This window comes from Castellaniella sp. (assembly GCF_049650445.1).
Lineage (GTDB): Bacteria > Pseudomonadota > Gammaproteobacteria > Burkholderiales > Burkholderiaceae_B > Castellaniella.
Genome location: NZ_JBASAD010000035.1, coordinates 96,920 through 119,206 on the forward strand (window position 1 = coordinate 96,920; position 22,287 = coordinate 119,206).

The window sequence follows — 22,287 nt, forward strand, 5'->3', positions numbered from 1 at the left end:
GGGCCTTGCGAAGCCGTGCCGCGGGGCTTCTGTGGGGCTTTACAGCGGCCGCAGCGTTTCGCGGTAATGCAGTCCGCGTTCGGCGTAGCTGCGGGCGCTTTCTTCCAGGTGGGCGACTTCTTCGTCGCTGAGGGTGCGCACCGCCTTGGCCGGCGTGCCCAGGATCAGGGATCGTTCCGGAAAGGTCTTGCCCTCGGTGACCAGGGCGCCTGCGCCGACCAGGCTGTGGCGGCCGATCACGGCGCCGTTCAGGACCACGGCCTGGATGCCGATCAATGCGCCGTCTTCGACCGTGCAGCCATGCAGCATGGCCTGGTGGCCCACGGTGACGCTGCGGCCGATCCGCAACGGCTTGCCGGCGTCCACGTGCAGCACGGCGCCTTCCTGGATGTTGCTGTTTTCGCCAACGACGATGGGTTCGTTGTCGGCGCGGATGACGGCACCGGGCCAGACGCTGGCGCCGGCTTGCAGCGTGACGGCGCCGATCAGGGTGGCCTCGGCCGCCACGAAGGTGGACGGGTCGATCTGCGGGGTCAGGTCCCCCAGGGCGTAGCAGGTCATCGGGTAGTCTCCGGGCAGGCCGCGCGGGGCGGGTGTCCGGCCCCCGAGGGGGCGGGCCGGTGCGGGCGGCGGGATGGTGTTTCGATCGTAGCACGCCCGTCCGGAGGCCCTGGGCCGGCCCTATAATCGCGCCATGACGACACGCATCCTCATCGTACGCACGTCCTCGCTCGGGGATCTGGTGCACATGCTGCCCGCCATCAGCGACATCGCCCGGCACGTGCCGGACGCCACGATCGACTGGCTGGCCGAGGAATCCTTCGCCGACATCCCGTCCTGGCATCCGGCCGTGCACGAAGTCATTCGCGTCGCGCACCGGCGCTGGCGCAGGCACTGGTGGGCGGCCGACACCCGCCGCGAACGCGCTGCCCTGCGCGCCACTCTGGGCGAGCGCCGCTACGACGTCGTTCTGGACATGCAGGCCCTGATGAAATCGATCTGGCTGGTCCGCCAGGCGCGCGGCGTGCGTCATGGGCTGGACTGGAAATCAGCGCGCGAACCGCTGGCCTCGCTGTTCTACGACGTGCGTCACCGGGTGGAATTCTGGCAGCCGGCCATCACCCGCCAGCGGACCCTGGCGGCGGCGGCGTTTGGCTACGCGATCGAAGGACCGCCGGATTTCGGCCTGCAGACCCTGACCGACGGGGTGGAGATCGAACCGGCGGCCCTGATCATGCCCTCGGCCAGCCGCGACGACAAGCTCTGGCCGGATGCCGATTGGCAACAGGTGTTCGATGATCTGCAGGGGCGCGGCCTGGGGCTGCGGCTGCTGGCCGGCAACGAGGCCGAACAGGCGCGTGCACGGGCGTTGATCCAGGGGCGGTCGGATGCGGTCGTCCTGCCCCGCATGGGGTTGCGGCAGGTGGCGGACCAACTGGCCCGGGCGCGCATCATGGTGGGCCTGGACAGCGGCCTGACGCATCTGAGCGCCGGCCTGGGCCGTCCGACCATCGGCATCTACAAGGCCTCGACTCCGGTGCGGACGCCCCTGCAAGGGCCGGCCTATACCGCCAGCCTGGGCGAACGCGGGCAGGCGCCTGACGCCGGGCGCGTACAAGCCGCCATCGCCGAGGCCCTGGACGAAGCCCGCGCCGACCCGCCCCGGGCGGATGCCCCGGTCCTCGTGGGTGGGACCTGAGCTTGGCTGCCGCCTTGCGTGTCCGGCCTCTCGGGAGTGCATGATGCGTGTCCTGTATTCCCTGCTGCTGGTCGTTCTGTCTCCCGTGCTGCTGGGCTGGATGGCCTTGCGTGCCCGCCGCGCCGGGGGCCGGTGGTCGGTGCTGGGCGCGGTGCGTTTCGGCCGCTACGGACGGACCGAGGCTGAACCCGGCGCCGTCTGGGTCCACGCGGTCAGCCTGGGTGAGACCCGGGCCGCCCATCCGCTGATCCGGGCGCTGCTGGATCGCGGCCATCGGGTGCTGCTGACGCATCTGACGGCCACCGGTCGGGCCGAGGGCGCGCGCGTCTATGCGGCGGAACTGGCCGATGGCCGGCTGCGCCAGGACTGGCTGCCCTACGATTTCCCCGGTGCGGCGCGCCGTTTCATGCGCCATCACCGTCCGGCGGTCGGGGTGCTGATCGAGCGCGAGGTCTGGCCCAACCTGGTACACGCCGCTGCGCGCGCCGGCGTGCCTCTGGTACTGGCCAGCGCCCGCATGTCTGAATCCTCGCTGCGCGGTACGCTGCGGCTGGGCGCACTGTTGCGGCCCGCCTATGGCGCGCTGACGCGCACCTATGCCCAGTCGCTGACGGACGCCTGGCGGCTGGAGCAGGCCGGTGCGCGGCAGGTCGCCGTGTCGGGCAACTTCAAGTTCGACCTGCGGCTGGATCATGAGCGAATGACACGGGGCGCAGGCTTCGCCGCCCGGCTGGGCCGCCGGGTCGTGGTGATTGCCAGTACCCGCGAAGGCGAGGACGCGCCTTTCATCGAAGCCATCCGCCGCGAGATCGGACAACGGCGCGTGCGTGGCGACGATTCCGGTCCGCCGTTGCTGTTCATTCTGGTGCCGCGACATCCGCAACGTTTCGAGGCCGCCGCCGAGTTGCTGCAGGCTGCCGGTCTGCCCTACGTGCGGCGCAGCCGTCTGCTGGAACTGGGGGACGACAGCAGCCCGGCCGTCCAGGCGTGCCATGACGCGGTCGTGATACTGGGCGATACGCTGGGCGAGATGGCCTGGTACTACGCCTGCGCTCAGGTGGCGATCGTGGGCGGCAGTTTTGCGCCGCTGGGCGGCCAGAATTTCATCGAGGCCAGTGCCCAGGGGCGGCCGGTGCTGGTGGGGCCGCACACGGAAAATTTCGAACAGGCCGTGGGCGACGCCCTGGCCGCCGGCGCCATTGCCCGGGCAGCGGATCCGGACCAGGCTGTGCGCCAGGCCGTGCGCTGGCTGGACGATCCGGCCAGCCAGCACCGCATGGGCGAGACGGCCCGCGACTGGGTCCGGCAGCATGCCGGCGCTGTGGCGCGCGTGGTGGACGGGATCGAGACGCTGCTGGCTTCGGCGCCTGGTCCCGCCATGCTGCGTTGCAAATCCTCGCGATAGTCTGACTATCGCTGCGGTTTGCGCCTTGCCTGACAAGCCCAGGCATCCGAATCAGTTAGGACGCTGGACAATCAGGCCGGCGTCAGGCCGTGGTATTTCTGGCCCAATGCGATCGTCGCCTGGAAGAAGCCTTCTTTGCTGCCGCAATCGTAGCGGACCCCGTCGTAGCGGTGGGCCAGCACGCGGCGCTGCTTGAGCAAATCGGCGATGGCGTCCGTCAATTGGATTTCGCGGCCGACTCCGGCCCGGGTGCGGCGGAGGTGGTCGAAAATTTCGGGTTCCAGGATGTACCGGCCGACGACGGCCTGGTTCGAGGGGGCGTCCTGCGGTTCGGGTTTTTCCACGATGCGTTCGACCCGCGTGTTGCGCGCGTCGATGGCCGTGCCGGCAATCATCCCGTATTTGCGTGAATCGACCGGATCGATGGTCTGGATGGCGAGCACGCTGCCATCGTGCTGATGTGCCGCGTTCACCAGTTGGCGCGTGACGGAGGTGTCGGCGTCCAGCAGGTCGTCGGCCAGCAGCACGGCGAAGGGCTCGTTGCCGACGATGGGCTCGGCGCACAGCACGGCATGACCCAGGCCCAGCGGCTGGGCCTGGCGGGTGTAGATGCAGTGGACGTGCGGTGGCAGTATGGTGCGGACCGTGTCCAGCAGGGCCTGCTTGCCCTTGGCTTCCAGCTCGGCTTCGAGCTCGGGCATGCGGTCGAAGTGGTCCTCGATGGCCCGCTTGTGGCGGCCCGTGACGAAGATCAGTTCCGTGATGCCCGCAGCCAGGGCTTCTTCGACGGCGTACTGGATCAGGGGCTTGTCGATGACCGGCAGCATTTCCTTGGGCATGGCCTTGGTGGCCGGCAGGAAACGGGTGCCCAGGCCTGCAACAGGGAAGACGGCTTTGCGGATCGGTTTCATCAGGGGGTGGCGGCGGGAGGGATGGGCGCGCCCAGCGTCAGCATCTGCTGGTTGCGTTGCGACAGCGGCCGGGGCGTGCGCCCCTGCTCGGACGGCGGCGGGCCGAAGAAGCCCTGGCCGTAGGCCAGCAGCGCCAGATTGGCGATGACCGCGAGAATCAGCAGGAAACGCATGCGTCAGCCTGGATGGAGAAAGGGATGCCTGCCAGTATATCAGCGGGGTTCGGGCATCCCGACGGAACTCAGGCCGCTCGCAGCGCAGCCCAGGCCTGCGCGAAGGCCTGCGCGTCCTCCCGGACGGCCTGTGCGCTTTTGCCGGGCTTGTACAGCGACGAGCCGATCCCGAATCCCGTGGCACCCGCCTGGGTCCAGGCGGCCATCGTGCCGGTGGCGATGCCCCCCACGGGGAATAGGTCGCTGCCCCGGGGCAGCACGGCCAGCAGGGCCTTGACCACGGCAGGCGAGGCCAGTTCGGCGGGGAACAGCTTCAGGCCGTGCGCGCCATGCGCCAGCGCGCTGAAGGCTTCGGTCGGCGTCAGGATGCCGGGCAGGCTGATCATGCCGAGCCTGACGGTCTCGTCGATCACGGCCGGATCGGCATTGGGCGAGATGATCAGTTGTCCGCCTGCGGCGTGCACATCGCGGACCTGTGCCGGGGTCAGCACGGTGCCTGCGCCCACCAGCACATCGGGAAAGGCGGTGCGCAGGGCCGCGATGCTGGCCAGCGGATCGGGAGAGTTCAAGGGCACTTCCCACAGCAGGAAGCCGGCGTCGTGCAGCGCCTGGCCGATGGCAACGGCCTCGGCCGGCTGGAGACCGCGCAGAATGGCGATCAGCGGCAGGCGGGGCTTGAGTTCGGCATAGCGTTGATGCAGCGGGTGCGGGGCGTTCATGCGGCAGTCTCCGTCAAATGTGTCTGGATGGCCAGGTGGCCGGCCCAGGTGGCCTCGTCGCCGAAGACGACCGTATCGCAGGACAATTGCGCCAGGGCCAGGCGGTAGCGCAGGGCCAGCGCGTCGTTGCCGATCAGTGCGACCGTGTCCCCGGCAGCGGGTTGCATGTCGCGCAGTTCCTGGCCGATCAGCAGGCCCGAGAGGAAACTGGACGATTGTGCGGGGTGCAGGGTGTCGAACAGACTGAGGGTGCGGACGCCGAACAGCAGGTGGCCGAGCGCCTCGTCCCGCAGGCCGCGTTGCACGCCCTGCAAGAAAGCGGTCTCGTCCAGCGGCGCCTGGACGTCCGTGGTCCGGCCCAGGATGGAATGTCGGGTGAGCAGGGCGAACAGTTCGCCCGTCATGAAGGTCCTGAAGCGGGTGACGGCACCGTCCTGCATCTGCACCCATTTGCTGTGCGTGCCAGGCAGTACCAGCAGGCCGTCGCGCCGCTGCATGAGCCGCAGCGTGCCGAAGACCTGGATCTCCTCGCCGCGCATCACGTCGGGTACACCGGCGACAGCGTCCACGCCGTCGGGCGGCACCACGCTCATGCCGGGCACGATGGCCATGGGTACGCCGTTCATGGCGGGCAGCCACGCGAGGCTGCGGCACAAGGCATCGAAGCTGGCGGGGCAAGGGCAGTAGGGGGCCTCTTGCCAGCCCTGGCGGCTGCCGACCATGCCCGAGAGCAGGCACAGCGTGGGCGCCTGTTCCAGCCAGTCGCCGAAATGCTGTTCGAAGGCCGCAGCGAAACCGTCCGGCGCCACCTGCAGGATGCCGTGCGGCAACGCGCGTCGCGCCGCGATCCGGCCTTGCGCGTCAATCAGTACGCCGCGCAGCGAGGTGGTGCCCCAGTCGATGGCGAGCAGGCGGGGGCGGGCGTCTTGCGGGCCGCGCGAGGGCGGCGTCAGGGTGTCGGTCACAGGCGGGTCTGCGCGTCAGCGTGAGTAAGAGCCTTACAGCGGCTTGTAGGCCGTGACGTCGATCTCGACCTTGGCGTCGATCATCAGGCGCGATTCCACCGTGGAGCGGGCGGGGCGGTGATCGCCGAAGCATTCCATGTAGACGCGATTGAAACTGCCGAAGTCGCGCGCATCATCGAGCCAGACATTGACCTTGGCGACGTCCTGCAGAGTGCAGCCCGCCAGCGCCAGCGCGGCTTCCAGGCGCTGGAACACCTGACGGGTCTGGGCTTCGATGCCGCCGGTCACGACCTGACCCTGGTCGTCGGTGGGTACGGTGCCCGACACGAAGACGAAATCACCCGCGCGCACGGCGGGCGAGAGCGGGCGTGACTGGCGGTCGGATGCGATGGGGGACTGACCTAGGGTAATTACCGGCATGACATCATCTCCTGAATGTAAGAATATTACATAAACAAAGCACGAAAAACACTTTTTTAAATGATAAAACGGTTTTTTGTGGTTGTGGATGTAATTTATTTTCCTAAATTATTTTCCTGAACCATCTGACCCGATCAAAGGCGAAGCCCATGAACGCACACCCCTTGTTTCCGCAAATGACGCGTCGTCGTCTGCTGGTCTCCGCCCTGCTGGTGGCCGGCTGTATGAGCCTGCCCCTGGAATCCGTGTACGCGCAAGCGAGTGTCCGGGGCGGTTCGGCCAACCTCGCCATGATCGGCGAGTTGCAGAGCATGGACCCGATGACCACACCGACCGACCTGGTGGGTACGGTGATGCAGCACGTCTACGAACCGCTCTATACCTTTGATGGTCAATGGAACATCCAGCCCATGCTGGCCGACACCATGCCTGCGATCTCGGCTGATGGCAAGACCTACACCATCGCGCTGCGCCAGGGCGTGAAGTTCCACAACGGCAAGGACATGAGCGCCGACGATGTGGTGGCCTCGCTGAAGCGCTGGATGGCGGTGTCCGCGCGCGGCAAGGCCGTGGGGCAGGTCGTGACCAGCATCGCCGCTCAGGGGCCGCTGACGGTGGAGATCCAGCTCAAGACCATCTACGCGCCGCTGCTGGCGCATCTGGCCATGCCCAGCGGCATGGCCGGCATCATGCCCAAGGAAGCGATCGCCACGCCGCTCACGGACATCGTCGGCACCGGACCCTACAAGCTCAAAGAGCGCAAGCCGGACCAGTACACGGTGTTTGTGCGTTTCGACGAGTACGCGGCGCGCAGCGAGCCCGCCAGCGGGTACGCCGGCAAGCGCGAGGCGCTGCTCGATGAACTTCGCTTTGTGCCGGTGCCCAATGCGACGACGCGCCTGGAAGGCGCGCTCGCCGGCCAGTTCCATTACGCCGACCTGTTGCAGGTCGAATCGATGGGCCGTCTGGAAAAGGCCGGTCCCGCCGTAGTGCCGATCCTGACGCAGAACTTCGGTTTCCCCTACATCGTGTTCAACACCAAGGAAGGCGTGCTGGCCAGCCAGCCGATGCGTCAGGCCGTGCAGACCGCGATGGGCGAAGCCGAGATGCTGATGGCCGGTTTCGGCGATCCGCGCTTCTTTACCGCCGAACCCAATTTCTTCCCCAAGGACACCCCCTTCTATTCCGACGCGGGCGCTGCGCTCTACAACCAGAAGAACCCGAAACTGTCCAAGGAACAGGCCGGCAAGGCAGGCTACAAGGACGAGCCCGTCCGGATCATGGTCAGCCGCCAGTACGAGTTCCACTACAACATGGCGCTGGTGATGGCCGAGCACCTCAAGCGCGCCGGCTTCAAGACCGATCTGATGGTGGTGGACTGGGCGACGTTGGTGCAGCGCCGCAACGATCCCAAGCTGTGGGACATCTACGTGACGCACTCGGGCCTGTTCCCCGAGCCCATGCTGTCGCCGCCGCAATTGGGCGAAGGCGCGCCCGGCTGGTGGGAAACCGACACCAAGAAGGCGGTGCTGGCCGCCTTCAACAGCGAACCGGACGTGGCCAAGCGCGGTCCGCTGTGGGGCCCCGTACAAGAGCTGGTCTATCAAGAGGTGCCGTTCGTGGAGGTGGGCCGCTTCAATGGCCTGTCGGCGCGCTCGGCCAAGCTGCAGGGCTATACGCCGGCCACCTGGCCGTTCTTCTGGAACACTTCGCTCGCCCAATAGGCGGGCCGGATCGCCCCGATGCTGAGTTTTCTGATCAGGCGCCTGTGCGGCGCGGTGCTGGTGCTGGCCATCGTCGCCGTGCTGGTCTTCCTGCTGACACGCCTGGCCTCGGGCGATCCGGTGGCGCTGCTGCTGGGCGACCAGGCCACGGCCGCCGACATCGCGGCTGCGCGTGTGCAGTATGGGCTGGACCAGCCGCTCTTCACGCAGTTCGTGCTGTGGATCGGCCAGGTGCTGCGCGGCAATCTGGGGCAGTCGATTTTCCTGCAGATGCCGGTTTTGCATGCGCTGGCCGAGCGGGCCGAGCCGACTGCGTTTCTCGCCCTGTTCTCGGTGGCGATCGCGGCCGGCATCGGCGTGCCCTGCGGCATGGCGGCCGCCGTCTGGCGCGGCAGCCGGGGCGATCAGATCGTCAGCACCGTGGCCATGCTGGGCGCCAGCATTCCCAGTTTCTGGTTCGGTCTGATCCTGATACAGGTCTTTGCCGTGCACCTGGGCTGGTTCCCGGCCTCGGGCTATGGCGAGCCGGGGGCGTCGATGAGCGACCGCGTCCTGCACCTGCTGCTGCCGTCCATCGTGCTGGGCGTGCTCAATTCGGCCTTGGTGATCCGTTTCACGCGCGCCTCGGTGCTCGACATCCTGGGCGAGGATTATGTCCGCACCGCGCGCGCCAAGGGACTGGCCGAACGCGTGGTGCTCATCAAGCACGTGCTGCGCAATGCGCTGGTGCCCATCGTCACTGTGCTGGGGCTGACTCTGGCGCTGATGATCGGCGGCACCGTGGTGACCGAGACCGTGTTCAATCTGCCCGGCGTGGGCAATCTGGTGGTGCGTGCGGTGCTGCGCCGCGACTACCCCGTGATCCAGGGCACTTTGCTGGTGATCGCCGCGATCTATGTGTTCATCAACCTGGCGATTGACCTGCTCTATACCGTGGTCGATCCCCGCATCCGTCTGGGGGGCTCGTCATGAACGCGCCGTCTTCCGCCATCCAGGGGACCTCGGCCACCCGCGCGCGTCCGGGCAAGTCGCGCGCGCCCTGGGTGAAAGCCCTGCGGCACCTGTTCGCCCGCCGGGTCGTGCTGGCCTCCGCCCTCGTCCTGCTGCTGACGGTCGTCGTGGCGGTGTTCTATCCCATGCTGTCCGACGCCGATCCAGGCGACATGAACATCGCCATGCGGCTGCATGCGCCTTCGTGGGCGTATTGGGCCGGCAATGACGAACTGGGCCGCGACGTGATGCTGCGCATCATCTACGGGGCCCGCTATTCGCTGATGATCGGTTTCTTCACGGCCCTGGGCGCGGTGGTGCTGGGGACGGTGCTGGGCATGCTGGCGGGGTACTTCCGCCGACTGGACGCGCCGCTGATGCGTCTGGTGGACGCGATGATGGCCTTTCCCGACATCCTGCTGGGCATCGCTCTGGTGTCGATCCTGGGGGCCTCGCTGTGGAACGTGATCCTGGCGCTGGTCATCGTCTACACGCCGCGTGTGGCGCGTGTGGTGCGTGCTTCTACCCTGGTGCTGCGTGAACTGTTGTTCGTCGACGCCGCCAAGGCCCTGGGTGTGAGAACGCCGATGATTCTGTGGCGCCATATCCTGCCCAATCTGCTCTCGCCGGTGCTGGTGCAGGTGACCTTCATCTTCGCCTACGCGATTCTGGCCGAGGCGGGGCTGTCTTTCCTGGGTGTGGGCGTGCCGCCCGAGATCCCGACCTGGGGCACCATGATCACGGGCAGCCTGCAATACGCCGATCAGGCATTCTGGACCATCCTCGCACCCGGTATCGCCATCGTGCTCACCGCCCTGTCGCTGCAGCTATTGGGCGATGGCGTGCGCGATTTGTTCGACCCCAAACTGAAGCAGAAATCATGACGGCTCACGAGTCCGTTTCCGCGCAGATCGTGCCTCGGCTCGACGTGCGCGCGCTATCCACCTCCTTTGCCACCGAGGACGGGCGCATCCAGAGCGTGGCGGACGTCAGCTTTCGCCTCATGCCCGGCCAGACGCTGGCGCTGGTGGGCGAATCCGGTTCGGGGAAGTCGGTCACCAGCCTGTCGCTGATGGGGCTGCATGCCAAGACCTCGCATGCCCGGATCGAGGGTGAGGCGCATTTCGTGCTGCGCGATGGCCGCAGCGTCGATCTGCTGCGGCTCGACCAGAAAGCGCTGCGCGGCCTGCGCGGCAACGAACTGGCCATGATTTTCCAGGAGCCCATGACCAGCCTGAATCCGGTGCTGACGGTGGGCGAGCAGATCGCCGAATCGGTGCGTCTGCACATGGGGCTGGACAAGGCCGGCGCCCTGGCCCATGCCCGCCGCATGCTGGAACTGGTGGAAATCCCCGCTGCCGCGCAGCGGGTGAGCGAATATCCGCACCAGCTTTCGGGCGGCATGCGCCAGCGTGTGATGATCGCGCTGGCCATGGCCTGCAATCCGACCCTGCTGATCGCCGATGAACCCACGACGGCGCTGGACGTCACCATCCAGGCGCAGATCCTGTCGCTGATGGGGCGGCTGCAGCAGGAGACGGGCATGAGCATCCTGTTCATCACTCACAATCTGGGCGTGGTGGCGCAATACGCCGATGCGATCGCCGTGATGTACGCGGGCCGCATCGTCGAGAGCGCCAGCGTGCACGACCTGTTCGCCACGCCGCGCCATCCTTATACCCAGGGTCTGCTGGGCTGCCTGCCGGGAGTGGTGCGCAAGCGCGAACGGCAGGCGGGGGCCGGGGCGCTGCGCCGCCGGCTGGATGCCATTCCGGGGCAGGTTTCCAGTCCGCTGGCTCCGCCGCCCGGTTGTGCCTTTGCGCCGCGCTGCAGCCGGCGCCTGGAGACCTGTGATGCGGCGATGCCGGCCCTGGAGGTGATCAATGCGGACCGCTGGCCCTTGCGCCAGGTGCGCTGCATCCGCGCGGGAGAAACGGCATGACGCAAACTCCGGCATCCGCAGAGCCTTTGCTGCGCATCCAGAACCTGAGCAAGCAGTTCGGCGTCGGCCCCGGCGCGGTACGCGCGGTGCAGGACGTGTCGTTCGACATCCTGCCCGGAGAAACCTTGGGCCTGGTGGGTGAATCCGGTTCGGGCAAAAGCACGATCGGCCGCATGCTCACCCGCCTGATCGACCCGACCGACGGCAAGCTGCTTTACCGGCACGAGGCGCGCGAGGTCGATCTGGCGCGCCTGAGCCAGGGCGCCCTGCGCCCGCTGCGCGCGGATATCCAGATCATCTTCCAGGACCCCTATGCCAGTCTGAATCCACGCATGCGCATCCGCGACGTGCTGAGCGAGGCGCTGTCTACCCATGGCCTGGCGCGAGGCGCGGCACGGCAAAAGCGCATCGAGGAATTGCTGGAACAAGTCGGCCTGCGGCCCGAGCACGCCGAACGCTTCCCGCACGAGTTCTCCGGCGGGCAGCGTCAGCGCATCGGCATCGCCCGCGCCCTGGCGGTGGAGCCCCGCTTCATCGTTGCCGATGAGCCGCTTTCGGCGCTCGACGTGTCCATCCAGGCTCAGGTGGTCAATCTGCTGGGCGAACTGAAAGAGCGCCTGAACCTGACGCTGCTGTTCATTTCCCACGATCTGGACGTGGTGGAATACCTGTGCGACCGGGTGGTGGTACTGTATCTGGGCCGCGTGGTCGAGGTCGCTCCGACGGAAGCCTTGTACACACGGCCGCGCCATCCTTATACGCAGGCTTTGCTGGCGGCGGCGCCCATCCCCGATCCGGCGCAACGTCGCGAAATCCCTTTGCTGTCGGGCGATCTGCCCAGCCCTAAGAACCCGCCCAGCGGCTGTGTGTTCCGCACCCGCTGCCCGCTGGCGGAAAGCCGGTGTGCACAGGCTGACATGCAGTTGCGCGCCGTGGGCGAGGGGCATCTGCAGGCTTGCTGGAAGGCGCAATAAACACACGCGGCACGCCGCGCAACACGTCATATGCAACGAAAGAGGCCTACGCCATGCAACCGGATTTTCTGATTGATCACCACCACAAGAGCTTTCCGCTCGCCGCCTCGCCCGTGCAGGCTTCGCGCATCGCCGAGCGCGGCTGGAACGTGCTGGCGGACGACCTGCCCTATCCGCTGGCCGTGATACGCCGCTCGGCCCTGGAACACAATGTGCGCTGGATGCAGGACTATGCCCAGGGACGTCGCGTCGCCTTCGCGCCGCACGGCAAGACCACCATGTCGCCCCAGTTGTTCGATCTGCAATTGCGGGGCGGCGCCTGGGGGCTGACCTTCGCGACGATCCATCAGCTTGCCGTCGGGCTGGAGTCTGGCATGCGCCGCGCGATCATCGCCAATCAGGTCGTGGCGCCCGCCGACCTGGACGGGCTCGATGCCCTGCTCACCCGGCACGAGGGCCTGCGGGTGTGGTTCCTGGTCGACTCCCTGGCACAGTTGCGCGGCATCGAGGACTGGGCGCGTGTGCGCGGCAGCCAGCGGGTCTTTGATGTGCTGCTGGAAGTGGGCATCCAGGGCCAGCGCACGGGCGTGCGGACGTCCGCCGAGGCGCTGGAGTTGGCGCAGGCCATCCAGGCCAGCGCGGCGGCGCGCCTGGGCGGCATCGAATGCTATGAAGGCGGACTGGCGAAGTGCGACAGCGCGCACGACGTGCCTGCCGTGACCGAACTCGTGCGCCGCGTGGTCGAGATCGTCGCGGCTTGCGACGCGCAGGGGTTGCTGCCTGCAGGCGAACCGATCCTGAGTGCCGGCGGCTCGGCCATCTTCGATCTGGTGATGCCGCTGCTGCAGGGCGCAGGCCTGGTGCGGCCGTTCCTGGGCGTGCTGCGCTCGGGCTGCTACGTGACGCACGATCATGGCAATTATCAGCGCCTGCTCAAGCTGGTGGAACAGCGCGGGGGTTTGCAGGATTCATTGCAGGCCGCGCTCGAGGTCTGGTCCATGGTGCAGTCCGTGCCCGAGCCGGGCCTGGCGCTGCTGACCTGCGGCCGGCGCGACATCTCCTATGACCTGGAACTGCCGTCCGTCCAGCGTTGGGCGCCGCGCGGCACCCGGCAGGCGCAGGACGCGCCCGCATCCTGGAAGATCAGCGCCCTGAACGACCAGCATGCCTATCTGCGGTTCGATCCGTCGCAGGCCGTTCCGGCCGTGGGCGACCGGGTCGCGCTGGGCATCTCCCACCCCTGCACCACCTTCGACAAGTGGCGCTGGATGCCGGTGGTGGACGATGCCTGGACGATCGTCGATGCGGTCGAGACGCGGTTCTGAGCCCTGCGGATGACATCATGCCTGCCATCATGCCGGTGACCGCCCCGTTGCTGACCTTGCAGCTCTTGCAGCGGCAAAAGTATGATTTGCCGCAGGCGCAGCGCCAGGTGATCGACGTCATCCTGAAAGACCCGGGTGCGGCGGTGCTCGCCACGGTCGAGCAACTGGCCGCGCAGGCCTGCGTATCCATGCCCACCATCGTGCGCATGTGCCGCCGCTTCGGCTTCGATTCGGTGCGCGAGTTCATGGTCGCGCTGGCGCAGACGCTGGCGGTATCGGGCTCGCACCTGCACCGCAGCGTAGAGGCCGGAGACCCCGCCGACGCGGTCATCAGCAAGATCACGCATGCCGCCGCCAGCGCGCTGACCCATCTGGGGCGCAGCCTGGACCCGGCCGGGATCGATGCCGTGGCCGACGCGATGGCCCGGGCCTCGCGCATCGATTGCTATTCCGTCGGCGCGGCCTCGTCCTTCATGGCGCAGGAGCTGCAAAGCCGCCTGTTCCGTCTGGGGCTGACGGCCAATGCGATCTTCGACGCGCACCAGCAACTGGTGTCGGCGTCCACGCTGGGCCAGGGCGGTGTGGCCTTCGTGATCTCGCACGTGGGCCGCATGCCCTACACCCTGGAAGCGGCTCAGTTTGCCCAGGAACATGGCGCCACGGTGGTGGCACTGACGCAGCCCGATACGCCGCTGGCCGATCTGGCTGATCTGCTGCTGCCGGTCTCGGTGCCGCAGGACGCGGTGATGCGTGTGGGCACGGAAGCCTACCTGGCGCATCTGATGGTCATCGAGATCCTGATGGTGCGCTTGGCACAGATCCTGGGGCCGCGCGTGGTCAGCGGCATGCAGCAATACAAGCGTCTGTTGGAGACGCACGGCTTCGACAGCTACGAATACATGGGGTTTCAGCAGCCCGTGCACGTGCGGCGCGGCGACGGTAAAGACCCGAGGCCCGGCACGGTCGGCACGCAGGCGCGGCCCAAGGTGGAAAAACGATGAGCAACAGAGTGTGGTTGAAGGACGGCACCGTGGTCGATGGCACGGGCGAGCCCTCGTTCAGGGGCGATGTGTGGCTGCAGGGCGATCGCATCGTCGCGGTGTATCCCGCGCAGGAGCGCGAGACGCGCGCCGATGTGCGGGCCTGGATGGCTGAGGGGCCCCGGATGCACGATTGTCGGGGCAAAGTGATCGCTCCCGGTTTCATCGACGTGCATACGCACGATGATGCCGCCGTGCTGAACACCCCGGACATGCTGCCCAAGATTTCTCAGGGCGTGACGACGGTGGTTGCAGGCAACTGCGGCATTTCGCTGGCGCCGGTGGTGACCGACCGGCCGCCCGCGCCCTTGTCGCTGCTGGGTGACCGGCAATACCGGTACGCCACCTTCCGCGACTATACGGCAGCGGTGGATGCCACCCGCCCCGCCATCAACATCGCTGCGCTGCTGGGGCATACGGCGCTGCGCATCAAGCACGTGGCGGACCTGGATCGTCCCGCCACGGCCGAAGAACGCACCGCGATGGCCGCTGACATGCGTGAAGCCATGGACGCGGGCGCTCTGGGGCTGTCCAGCGGCGTCTTTTACCGCGAAGCCTACGCCGCCGACGTGCCGGAACTGGTCGCCGTGGCCCGCGAGGCCGCTGCCCAGGGCGGGGTGTACGCCACGCACATCCGGGATGAGCTGAAGGACATTCTGGAGGCCATGATGGAGGCCGCAGGCACCGCGCGCCAGGCCGGGCTGCCGCTGGTGCTGTCGCACCACAAATGCGCGGGTTCGGCCAACTGGGGCCGGACCTTGCAGACCCTGCCGCTGGTGGATGAGCTGGCCAGCCAGCAGGAACTGGCGATGGATGTGTATCCCTATACGGCCGGGTCCACCGTGCTGCGTGAAGACCTGGTGGATGGTGTGATCGACATCCTGATCACCCGCAGCGAACCGCATCCCGAAGTGGCGGGGCGCTACCTGCGCGCCATTGCAGCCGAATGGGGCATGAGTGAATACGACGCCTGCGTCGCGCTCAAGCCCGGCAACGCCTGCTACTTTCAGATGCGCGAGGACGACGTGCAGCGCGTCATCACGCACCCGCTGTCGATGATCGGTTCGGACGGTCTGCCCAACGACGAGCGCCCGCATCCCCGCCTGTGGGGCGCCTTTCCTCGCGTGCTGGCGCAATATTGGCGGGAAAAGGGCGCGCTCAGCCTGCCGCAGGCCGTGCACAAGATGACCGGCATGTCCGCGCGGCGTTTTCGCATGGGCGACCGGGGTGTGCTGGCCGAGGGCAAGGCGGCCGACGTGGTCGTGTTCGATCCCGACCGCATCAAGGACAACGCCACCTTCGAAGCCCCGATGCAGGTCAGTGACGGCGTGGAAGCGGTCTGGGTCAACGGCGTGCTTGGCTACACGGAGGCCGACGGGGTGCGGCCGGAACGGGGCGGCCGCTTCGTGCGGCGCCAGACGGTTTAGCCGGCGCGGGCCTGGGTGGCCGGTTCAGGTGGCCGGCGTGTCCCGGGCCGCCAGGCTGGCCAGGCCGTCCAGAACGGGGCTGTCCAGCCAGCGCGGTTGTGCGGCGGCCGGGGCCGTGTGTGCCAGCGCTGCAGTCAATTCGCCCTGAACGCGCGGCCAGTCGCCGCCGCTGACGAACAGCAGCGCCTGCATGCCGGGGCAGGTGCCGGCGGCCAGTCGCCACTGACGCAGCAGTGCTCCGGCCTGGGCGGCCGCGATGCCGCTGATGATGGCGGTATCGGTGTCGGTCGGGAAATCGGCGGGTTCGCCTTGGGCCAGGGGCAGGTCCGCCGTGCCCTGGGACAGGCTGCGCGCCATCAGGGCTGCGCCGGGCAGAATCAGGCCGCCGATGAAGGCGGCGCGGCGTGTGCCGTCGGCCTGTGCCTGCCAGGCCAGGGTATCGATCGTCGTGGCCGTACCGAAGCTGGCCAGGACGCAGGGAGCGCCCGCCTGCCAGGCGGGATCGTCGCGGACGTGCCGCAGCAGACCCAGCAGGCCCAGCCAGCGGTCGGCCCCCAGCCGGGCCGGTTGATGATAGCCGTTGACCAGCAGATCGTGACCGTCGCGGGCGTCGTGCCAGCGTACGGGCAGGCGCCAGGCGGCGCGGCAGGCGTGTTCCAGCCTGTCGCGCACCTCGCTGCCGGCGACGTTGGAACCCAGGATGCGCCGTGGCGTGAAGTCCAGGCGTGCGGCCAGATCGGGGAGTTCCGTGTGTTCCAGAATCAAGGGCGGGCCCGTGCGCCGGGAAGCCCCGGGCGCCAGCCAGGCGATCTTGACCCGGGTGTTGCCGGCGTCGATCAGCAGGGTCATCGCTGCAACCGCACGGAGATCTCGCCGACCGTGATGGGCTGGATGCCGTCCGCGTTGCGCAGCAGCAGGCGGCCATCGGCGTCGATGCCGCAGGCCGCGCCCGTGTGCCGCAGGTGGCCGTCGTCGAGCACATCGAGCATGCGACCCACCAGACCGTCGACTTCCGCGTAACGGGCGGGCAGGTCGGCAAAGCCATGGGCAGTGACGTGGTTCAGCGCGTCGTACCAGGCCCGTGCCGCGCAGGCGGCCAGTTCGGCGGCGGTGGCGTGCGTGGCGACAGGGTCGTCGGCCGCGATTTCGGTCCAGTCCGCGATGCGCCGGTCCAGGGATTGCGACAGGGCGCGGCCGTCTTTCAGGTTGAAGCCCATGCCGATGATGATGAGGTGGTGGTCGGCGGTCTGGGCCGTGCCCGAACGGGTGGATTCGATCAGGATGCCGGCCAGCTTGGCCTGGTCCCAGAGCAGATCGTTGGGCCATTTCATGGTCAGGCGCGGCCGCTGGCGGGGGGCCAGGTGCGTGCGCAGGGCCTGACAGGTCGCCAGGCCGATCAGGGGCGCCAGGGTCGGCAAGCGGCGAGCCGGCAGGAACACGTCGAAGGCGCAGGAGAACATCAGATTGGCGCCGACGCGATTCTGCCAGGTGCGCCCGGCGCGTCCGCGCCCCTGGGACTGAAGATGCGTGCCCAGCAGCCAGGGCCGGTCCGGCGGCCCGCCGTCGCGGCGCGCGCGCGCCAGCAGGTCGGCATTGGTCGAGCCGGTCTGTTCGACCCAGTCCACCTGGCGAAATTGCGGCAGGGTCTCGCGCAGGGCACCGGCCAGGGCCTCGGGAGACGGCAGGGCGCAGGCGGGGTCGTGGGATGAGCCGGTCATATGGGTAGAATGAGGTCTGAAGCAGACAGGGGGATCCGCACAGCCATGAGTTTACGCACAGAACAAGCCACATGCCAGGGTCCGGCCGGTCTGATCGAGTACACCGTGGATCATCCGGAAGACACGCCGTCGGGCTGGGCGCTGGTGCTGCATCCGCACCCGCTGCATGGCGGCACCCGGGACAACAAGATCGTCACTACGGTATCGCGTGCGTGTGTGCAGCACGGCCTGCTGGCCATCCGTCCCAATTTTCGGGGGGTGGGCGCGTCTCAGGGCACCTTCGACCGGGGGGACGGAGAAACGGCCGACATGGCCGCCGTCGTCGAGCACGTCTTCCAGATCTGGCCGCAGGCGAGCTCGGGGCCTTGGGTGCTGGCGGGTTTTTCGTTCGGTTCGGCCGTGGCTGCCCAGCTTTATGCCGACCTGGCCGATCGGGGCCTGCCCTTGCCGGCCCGTCTGATGCTGATCGGCTGCGCGGTCGAGCGCTTTCGCCACCGCGCTTTGTCCATGCCGCCCGACACGCTCATGATCCATGGCGAGCACGACGAGGTCGTGCCCTTGTCCGAAGGCATGGATTTTGCCCGGGCGCATCAGTTGCCCATGACCGTCGTGCCGGACGCCGGACACTTCTTCCACGGCAAGCTGCTGGTCCTGCGGCAGATCGTCCAGTCGGGGTTGAGGGGCCTCTGAACAAGCCATCGCGCCGCGCGCATCTGCGGCTCGGGCGGGCCTCTGAGGTCCGGGCACATCGTTTCAGTTGCTTGCGTTTTGTCTCGAATTGCCCGGGTCTCGCAGTCGTGGTGGTTTTTCGTGCTGCCTATAATGGGCGCTTGTCGTTTCTTCCCCACTTCGCCGCCCATGCCCATGACTGCCTTCTCGCCGCTTCTCCATCGTTCCCGCCTGGCGCCCCTGGCGCTGGCCTGCTCGCTGCTGGTGTCTGGCGCGGCCTGGTCGCAGGCGACGTCCGCGCCCGCTGCGCCTGCGGCCGCGCAGGCCCCTGCCGGTGTCGACATGGTCAGCAACTTGTCGAGCATCCCCGCACCGACCCTGGGCGCCAAGGCCTGGCTGACCCTGGACGCCACCAGCGGCCAGGTCATCGCGGCCCAGAATCCCCAGGAAGCCGTCGAGCCGGCGTCCCTGACCAAGCTGATGTCCGCCTATGTGATTTTCGAGGCGCTGGAAAGCGGTCGGCTGAAGCTCGACCAGAAGGTCCGCATCTCTGAAAAAGCGTGGAAAACCGAAGGTTCGCGCATGTTCGTCAATCCGAACACCGACGTGTCGGTGGACGAACTGTTGCAGGGCATGCTGGTGCAATCGGGCAACGACGCCACCGTGGCGCTGGCCGAAGCCGTCTCCGGCAGCGAATCGGCCTTTGCCGCGAGCATGAACCAGCAGGCCAAGGCGCTGGGCATGAAGCACACGCATTTCACCAACGCCGCCGGCCTGCCCGACCCCGACCACATGACCACGGTCGAGGATCTGGGGATCCTGGCGCGGGCGCTGGTGCAACGCTTTCCGCAATACCGGCACTACGACAGCCAGAAGGAATTCACCTACAACAACATCAAGCAGAGCAATCGCAATCGCCTGTTGTGGGCCGATTCCACGGTCGATGGCCTGAAGACCGGCCACACCCAGTCGGCGGGCTATTGCCTGGTGGCCACGGCGCTGCGCGATGGCCGGCGCGTCGTGTCGGTGATCGTCGGTTCGGCCAGCGATGCCGCGCGCACCGAAAGCAGCCTCAAGCTGCTGAACTGGAGCTTCAAGAACTTCGACACGGTCAAGCTGCTGGACAAGGGCAAGCCGGCCGTGTCCGCGCGGGTCTGGGAAGGCGCCACGGAAACCGCCGAACTGGGGCTGTCCGACGCCCTGTGGGTGACGGTGCCGCGCGGCCGTGCCGACGACATCAAGACCGAGGCTCGCTACACCCAGCCGCTGATGGCACCCCTGACCGAGGGCGCCCAGGCCGGTTCGCTGGTGATCAGTCTGGATGGCAAGGAACTGGACCGTCGGCCCCTGCTGGTGCTGCATTCGGTGGAGGAGGCCGGTTTCTTCGGTCGGCTGCTGGACAAAGTCCGCCTGATGTTCGAATAATGGCGACATGAACCCGATCCGCCCCGAAGATTCCCTGATCGAATACCCCTGTGACTTTCCCATCAAGGTCATGGGGCGTACGCATGACGATTTCGCGCGCATCATGGCCGAGATCGCACTCGGCTTCGACCCCGCGTTCGATCCCGCCTCGATTGAAATCCGCCCCAGCGCCAGCGGCAATTATCTGGGCCTGACCCTGACGGTGCGCGTCACTTCGCGCGAGCAACTGGACGCGCTGTACCGCGCCCTGCACGGACACGAGATGGTGTCCGTCGTGCTGTAGGCCCGTCATGGACGTGCCGGCGGAAATTCAGGCGCACATGCAGGTGCACTGGCTGGACCGTCCCGCCCCTTATCTGCCGATCTGGCAGGCCATGCAGGATTTCACCGAAGCGCGCGGCGACGGCACGCCCGATGAACTCTGGCTGGTGGAGCACGCGCCGGTGTACACCCTGGGCCAGGCGGGCAAGCCGGAACACATCCTCAATCCGCATGGCATCCCGGTAGTGCAAGCCAACCGGGGCGGGCAGGTCACTTATCACGGGCCAGGCCAGGTGGTGCTCTACACCCTGGTGGATTTGCGCCGCCGGGGCGTCTTCGTCCGGGAGTTCGTCTCGCTGCTCGAACAGGCCGTGCTGGACCTGCTGGCCGAGCTGGGCGTGGCAGGTGCTTGCCGCAAGCCCGGTGCGCCCGGTATCTACGTGCCCCAGTCGGCGCTGTTGCAGCCCCAGGGAGACGCCCTGGCCAAGATCGCCGCGCTGGGGATCAAGATTCGCAATGGCCGCGCCTATCACGGCGTGGCTTTGAACGTCGCCATGGACCTCGGCCCCTTTCTGGGGATCAACCCCTGCGGCTACGAGGGCCTGCAGACGGTGGATTTGCGAGCCTGTGGCATCGAGACCGACCTGATCGCGGCCGGGAACCGGCTGGCGGGGATTTTCGCGGCCGCCTGGCATGCCGCAGGCCGACAAGGAGACACAGATGACACAAGCCTCGACCGAGCTGGTGCTGGTTGAACGCCGTGACGGTGTTCTGACCCTGACCCTGAACCGGCCCGACCAGTTCAATGCACTGTCCGATGAGATGTTGTCGGCGTTGCAGACGTGTTTCGATGCCTGTCTGGACGACGCGGACCTGAGGGTCGTGGTGCTGGCCGCCAACGGCCGCGCGTTTTGCGCCGGCCACGACCTGAAGCAGATGCGCGGCCATGCCGGTGATCAGGCGTACTACGGAGACCTGTTCGGCCGCTGCGGCCGGCTGATGCAGTCCATCGCGCGCTGCCCGGTGCCGGTCATCGCGCGGGTCCACGGCACGGCGACCGCAGCCGGCTGCCAACTGGTGGCCAGTTGCGATCTGGCGGTGGCCGCCGACAGCGCGCGGCTGGCGGTGTCCGGCATCAACGTCGGTCTGTTTTGTGCCACGCCGGCCGTGGCGCTGACGCGCAACGTGCCGCTGAAGAACGCCTTCGAGATGCTGGTGACGGGCCAATTCATCAGCGCCCGCCAGGCCGTCGAGCGCGGTCTGGTCAATCATGCCGTGCCCGACGCCGATCTGGATCAGGCAGTGCAGGGACTGGTGGACGCCATCCTGTCCAAGAGTCCGGTGGCGGTGCGTACCGGCAAGGCCATGGTCTACAGGCAGTTGGGCCTGCCGCTGGATCAGGCCTACGACTATGCGGCCGGCGTCATGGCGCAGAACATGATGGCCGAAGATGTGGGCGAGGGCATCGACGCCTTCATGCAGAAGCGCCCGCCGCAGTGGCGCGGCCGCTGAATCGGACCTGGTTCATCTGGGCTGCCGGGTGCTCAGCCAGAGGCTGCCGGCGACCACGACCACACCTGCGATCTGCGGGGGCGTCAGGGCCTGGCCCAGAAACAGCCAGCCCAGCAGCACGGCCGTCAGCGGGCTGAGAAACAACAGTGAAGACACCAGTACCGGGCTCAGCCGCCCGATGCCCCGGAACCAGAGGGCATATGTCAGCGCGGCACCGATCAGACTCAGCCAGGCCAGTCCCAGTCCGTTGACCGGTGTGGGCGCGGGTGGGGCCGGATCGAAGGCCAGGACCAGGGGGATCAGCATCAGGCCGCCCAGGCTGAGCTGCCAGGCCGTCATCGTCAGCATCGGGACGGATGTCTGCCACCGGCGGGCCAGGAGGTTGCCCAGCGCCATCGAAGCCGCGCCGGCCAGGCCCGCTGCGATGCCCAGACCGTCGAGCGTCGCGTCCGGCGTCAGCACCAGCAGGGCCACGCCGCCCAGGCCGGTCAGAGCGGCGATCAGAGAGGCCGGGCGCAGCGGGCTGCCCAGCAGCGCGGGGGCCAGCAAGGCCACCAGCAGCGGCTGGATGGCGCTCACGGTGGCGGCGACGCCGCCAGGTAACCGGTAGGCCGCCACGAACAGCAGGCTCAGGAAGATCGAGATGTTCAGCGCGCTCAGCACGAGGCTGCGCAGCCACCAGATGCCGGTGGGCAGCCGCCGCACGATCAGGAGCAGCAGCAGCCCGGCGGGCAGGGCGCGCAGCAGGGCGACCGTCATGGGCGAAAAGCCCGGCAGGCATTCGGTGGTGACGATGTAGGTGCTGCCCCAGATGGCGGGTGCGCTGGCCGTGAGCCACAGGTCGGCGCGGCTTGTCTTCATGCGAGATCCAGGACTTCGGCCAGCGGCCGGCGGGGTTTCTGCGGCCGGTTGCCCGGTGCGGCACGGCCGATGGCGCGTGGTTCGATCAGGGCGATGGCGGGATGCGTCATGGTGTTCTCTGGGGGGT

The 22,287-nt window shown here is 67.7% G+C and carries 24 protein-coding genes; 15 read left to right on the forward strand and 9 right to left on the reverse strand.

The annotated features are described in order from the left end of the window. Window positions 1–39: 39 nt before the first annotated feature. Complete coding sequence (locus tag WA983_RS12285) at window positions 40–561, reverse strand: gamma carbonic anhydrase family protein (protein ID WP_424249662.1); 522 nt, start codon at window positions 559–561, stop codon at window positions 40–42. 133 nt (window positions 562–694) lie between these two features. Between WA983_RS12285 and waaC the strand changes: the two genes are divergently transcribed. Further along, a complete protein-coding gene (gene waaC, locus WA983_RS12290; RefSeq protein WP_424312106.1) occupies window positions 695–1,699 on the forward strand; it encodes a lipopolysaccharide heptosyltransferase I in 1,005 nt (334 codons plus the stop codon). Between the two features lie 40 nt (window positions 1,700–1,739). Next, complete coding sequence (locus tag WA983_RS12295) at window positions 1,740–3,104, forward strand: 3-deoxy-D-manno-octulosonic acid transferase (RefSeq protein ID WP_424312107.1); 1,365 nt, start codon at window positions 1,740–1,742, stop codon at window positions 3,102–3,104. A gap of 71 nt (window positions 3,105–3,175) precedes the next feature. On the opposite strand, the gene galU is transcribed toward WA983_RS12295, so the two are convergent. The 5 genes from galU to WA983_RS12320 all read right to left on the reverse strand — a co-directional run bounded on the left by galU (window position 3,176) and on the right by WA983_RS12320 (window position 6,292). Further along, the gene (galU, locus tag WA983_RS12300; RefSeq protein ID WP_424251051.1) at window positions 3,176–4,015 is read right to left on the reverse strand and encodes a UTP--glucose-1-phosphate uridylyltransferase GalU; all 840 of its coding nucleotides are present in this window, start codon (window positions 4,013–4,015) and stop codon (window positions 3,176–3,178) included. Continuing rightward, window positions 4,015–4,188, reverse strand: coding sequence for a hypothetical protein (locus WA983_RS12305; protein WP_424251049.1), 174 nt, complete (start codon window positions 4,186–4,188; stop codon window positions 4,015–4,017). The genes galU and WA983_RS12305 overlap by 1 nt, the downstream gene beginning before the upstream one ends. Before the next feature lie 68 nt (window positions 4,189–4,256). Continuing rightward, window positions 4,257–4,907, reverse strand: a complete 651-nt coding sequence (locus WA983_RS12310) for a 2-dehydro-3-deoxy-6-phosphogalactonate aldolase (RefSeq protein ID WP_424251047.1) — start codon at window positions 4,905–4,907, stop codon at window positions 4,257–4,259. Beyond that, entirely contained in the window at window positions 4,904–5,872 is a 969-nt protein-coding gene (locus WA983_RS12315; RefSeq protein ID WP_424312108.1) for a 2-dehydro-3-deoxygalactonokinase, read from the reverse strand. The genes WA983_RS12310 and WA983_RS12315 overlap by 4 nt, the downstream gene beginning before the upstream one ends. Window positions 5,873–5,905: 33 nt before the next feature. Then, window positions 5,906–6,292 (reverse strand): RidA family protein, encoded by a 387-nt coding sequence (locus WA983_RS12320; RefSeq protein WP_424251044.1) that lies wholly within the window; start codon window positions 6,290–6,292, stop codon window positions 5,906–5,908. A gap of 149 nt (window positions 6,293–6,441) precedes the next feature. Here WA983_RS12320 and WA983_RS12325 point away from each other — a divergent pair, with 149 nt between their 5' ends. Genes WA983_RS12325 through WA983_RS12360 form a run of 8 tightly spaced genes read left to right on the forward strand, consistent with a single transcriptional unit; the run spans window position 6,442 to window position 15,714 of the window. Continuing rightward, complete coding sequence (locus WA983_RS12325; RefSeq protein ID WP_424312109.1) at window positions 6,442–8,016, forward strand: ABC transporter substrate-binding protein; 1,575 nt, start codon at window positions 6,442–6,444, stop codon at window positions 8,014–8,016. Window positions 8,017–8,034: 18 nt separating this feature from the next. After that, window positions 8,035–8,988, forward strand: a complete 954-nt coding sequence (locus WA983_RS12330) for an ABC transporter permease (RefSeq protein ID WP_424251040.1) — start codon at window positions 8,035–8,037, stop codon at window positions 8,986–8,988. Further along, on the forward strand, window positions 8,985–9,890 hold the full coding sequence (locus WA983_RS12335; RefSeq protein WP_424251038.1) for an ABC transporter permease: 906 nt from the start codon (window positions 8,985–8,987) through the stop codon (window positions 9,888–9,890). The genes WA983_RS12330 and WA983_RS12335 overlap by 4 nt, the downstream gene beginning before the upstream one ends. Further along, window positions 9,887–10,948 carry an ABC transporter ATP-binding protein gene (locus tag WA983_RS12340; RefSeq protein ID WP_424251036.1) on the forward strand — a complete coding sequence of 354 codons (1,062 nt, stop codon included), beginning with the start codon at window positions 9,887–9,889 and terminating at the stop codon, window positions 10,946–10,948. Before WA983_RS12335 ends, WA983_RS12340 begins: the two co-directional genes overlap by 4 nt. Beyond that, window positions 10,945–11,922 carry an ABC transporter ATP-binding protein gene (locus WA983_RS12345; RefSeq protein WP_424251035.1) on the forward strand — a complete coding sequence of 326 codons (978 nt, stop codon included), beginning with the start codon at window positions 10,945–10,947 and terminating at the stop codon, window positions 11,920–11,922. The genes WA983_RS12340 and WA983_RS12345 overlap by 4 nt, the downstream gene beginning before the upstream one ends. Before the next feature lie 53 nt (window positions 11,923–11,975). Next, window positions 11,976–13,247: an amino acid deaminase gene (locus WA983_RS12350; RefSeq protein ID WP_424251034.1), complete on the forward strand. Its 1,272-nt coding sequence runs from the start codon at window positions 11,976–11,978 to the stop codon at window positions 13,245–13,247. Between the two features lie 17 nt (window positions 13,248–13,264). After that, window positions 13,265–14,248 (forward strand): MurR/RpiR family transcriptional regulator, encoded by a 984-nt coding sequence (locus WA983_RS12355; protein ID WP_424312110.1) that lies wholly within the window; start codon window positions 13,265–13,267, stop codon window positions 14,246–14,248. Continuing rightward, on the forward strand, window positions 14,245–15,714 hold the full coding sequence (locus WA983_RS12360; protein WP_424251030.1) for an N-acyl-D-amino-acid deacylase family protein: 1,470 nt from the start codon (window positions 14,245–14,247) through the stop codon (window positions 15,712–15,714). The genes WA983_RS12355 and WA983_RS12360 overlap by 4 nt, the downstream gene beginning before the upstream one ends. 24 nt (window positions 15,715–15,738) lie before the next feature. Here the strand turns inward: WA983_RS12360 and WA983_RS12365 are convergent, their stop codons facing one another. Both WA983_RS12365 and WA983_RS12370 read right to left on the reverse strand, forming a co-directional pair. Next, window positions 15,739–16,563 (reverse strand): type III pantothenate kinase, encoded by an 825-nt coding sequence (locus WA983_RS12365; protein WP_424251028.1) that lies wholly within the window; start codon window positions 16,561–16,563, stop codon window positions 15,739–15,741. Continuing rightward, entirely contained in the window at window positions 16,560–17,432 is an 873-nt protein-coding gene (locus WA983_RS12370) for a biotin--[acetyl-CoA-carboxylase] ligase (protein WP_424312111.1), read from the reverse strand. The genes WA983_RS12365 and WA983_RS12370 overlap by 4 nt, the downstream gene beginning before the upstream one ends. 45 nt (window positions 17,433–17,477) lie before the next feature. Here WA983_RS12370 and WA983_RS12375 point away from each other — a divergent pair, with 45 nt between their 5' ends. From WA983_RS12375 to WA983_RS12395, 5 genes are all read left to right on the forward strand, one after another. Continuing rightward, window positions 17,478–18,122 carry an alpha/beta hydrolase gene (locus WA983_RS12375; protein WP_424251024.1) on the forward strand — a complete coding sequence of 215 codons (645 nt, stop codon included), beginning with the start codon at window positions 17,478–17,480 and terminating at the stop codon, window positions 18,120–18,122. A 174-nt stretch (window positions 18,123–18,296) separates the two neighbouring features. Then, on the forward strand, window positions 18,297–19,526 hold the full coding sequence (locus WA983_RS12380; protein ID WP_424312112.1) for a D-alanyl-D-alanine carboxypeptidase family protein: 1,230 nt from the start codon (window positions 18,297–18,299) through the stop codon (window positions 19,524–19,526). 7 nt (window positions 19,527–19,533) lie between these two features. Then, window positions 19,534–19,809: a DUF493 family protein gene (locus WA983_RS12385; protein ID WP_424251020.1), complete on the forward strand. Its 276-nt coding sequence runs from the start codon at window positions 19,534–19,536 to the stop codon at window positions 19,807–19,809. Between the two features lie 7 nt (window positions 19,810–19,816). After that, a complete protein-coding gene (gene lipB, locus WA983_RS12390; protein ID WP_424251018.1) occupies window positions 19,817–20,542 on the forward strand; it encodes a lipoyl(octanoyl) transferase LipB in 726 nt (241 codons plus the stop codon). After that, window positions 20,508–21,299 carry an enoyl-CoA hydratase gene (locus WA983_RS12395; RefSeq protein ID WP_424312113.1) on the forward strand — a complete coding sequence of 264 codons (792 nt, stop codon included), beginning with the start codon at window positions 20,508–20,510 and terminating at the stop codon, window positions 21,297–21,299. Before lipB ends, WA983_RS12395 begins: the two co-directional genes overlap by 35 nt. Window positions 21,300–21,311: 12 nt before the next feature. Here the strand turns inward: WA983_RS12395 and WA983_RS12400 are convergent, their stop codons facing one another. Then, on the reverse strand, window positions 21,312–22,160 hold the full coding sequence (locus WA983_RS12400) for an EamA family transporter (RefSeq protein ID WP_424251014.1): 849 nt from the start codon (window positions 22,158–22,160) through the stop codon (window positions 21,312–21,314). Window positions 22,161–22,287: the final 127 nt, after the last annotated feature.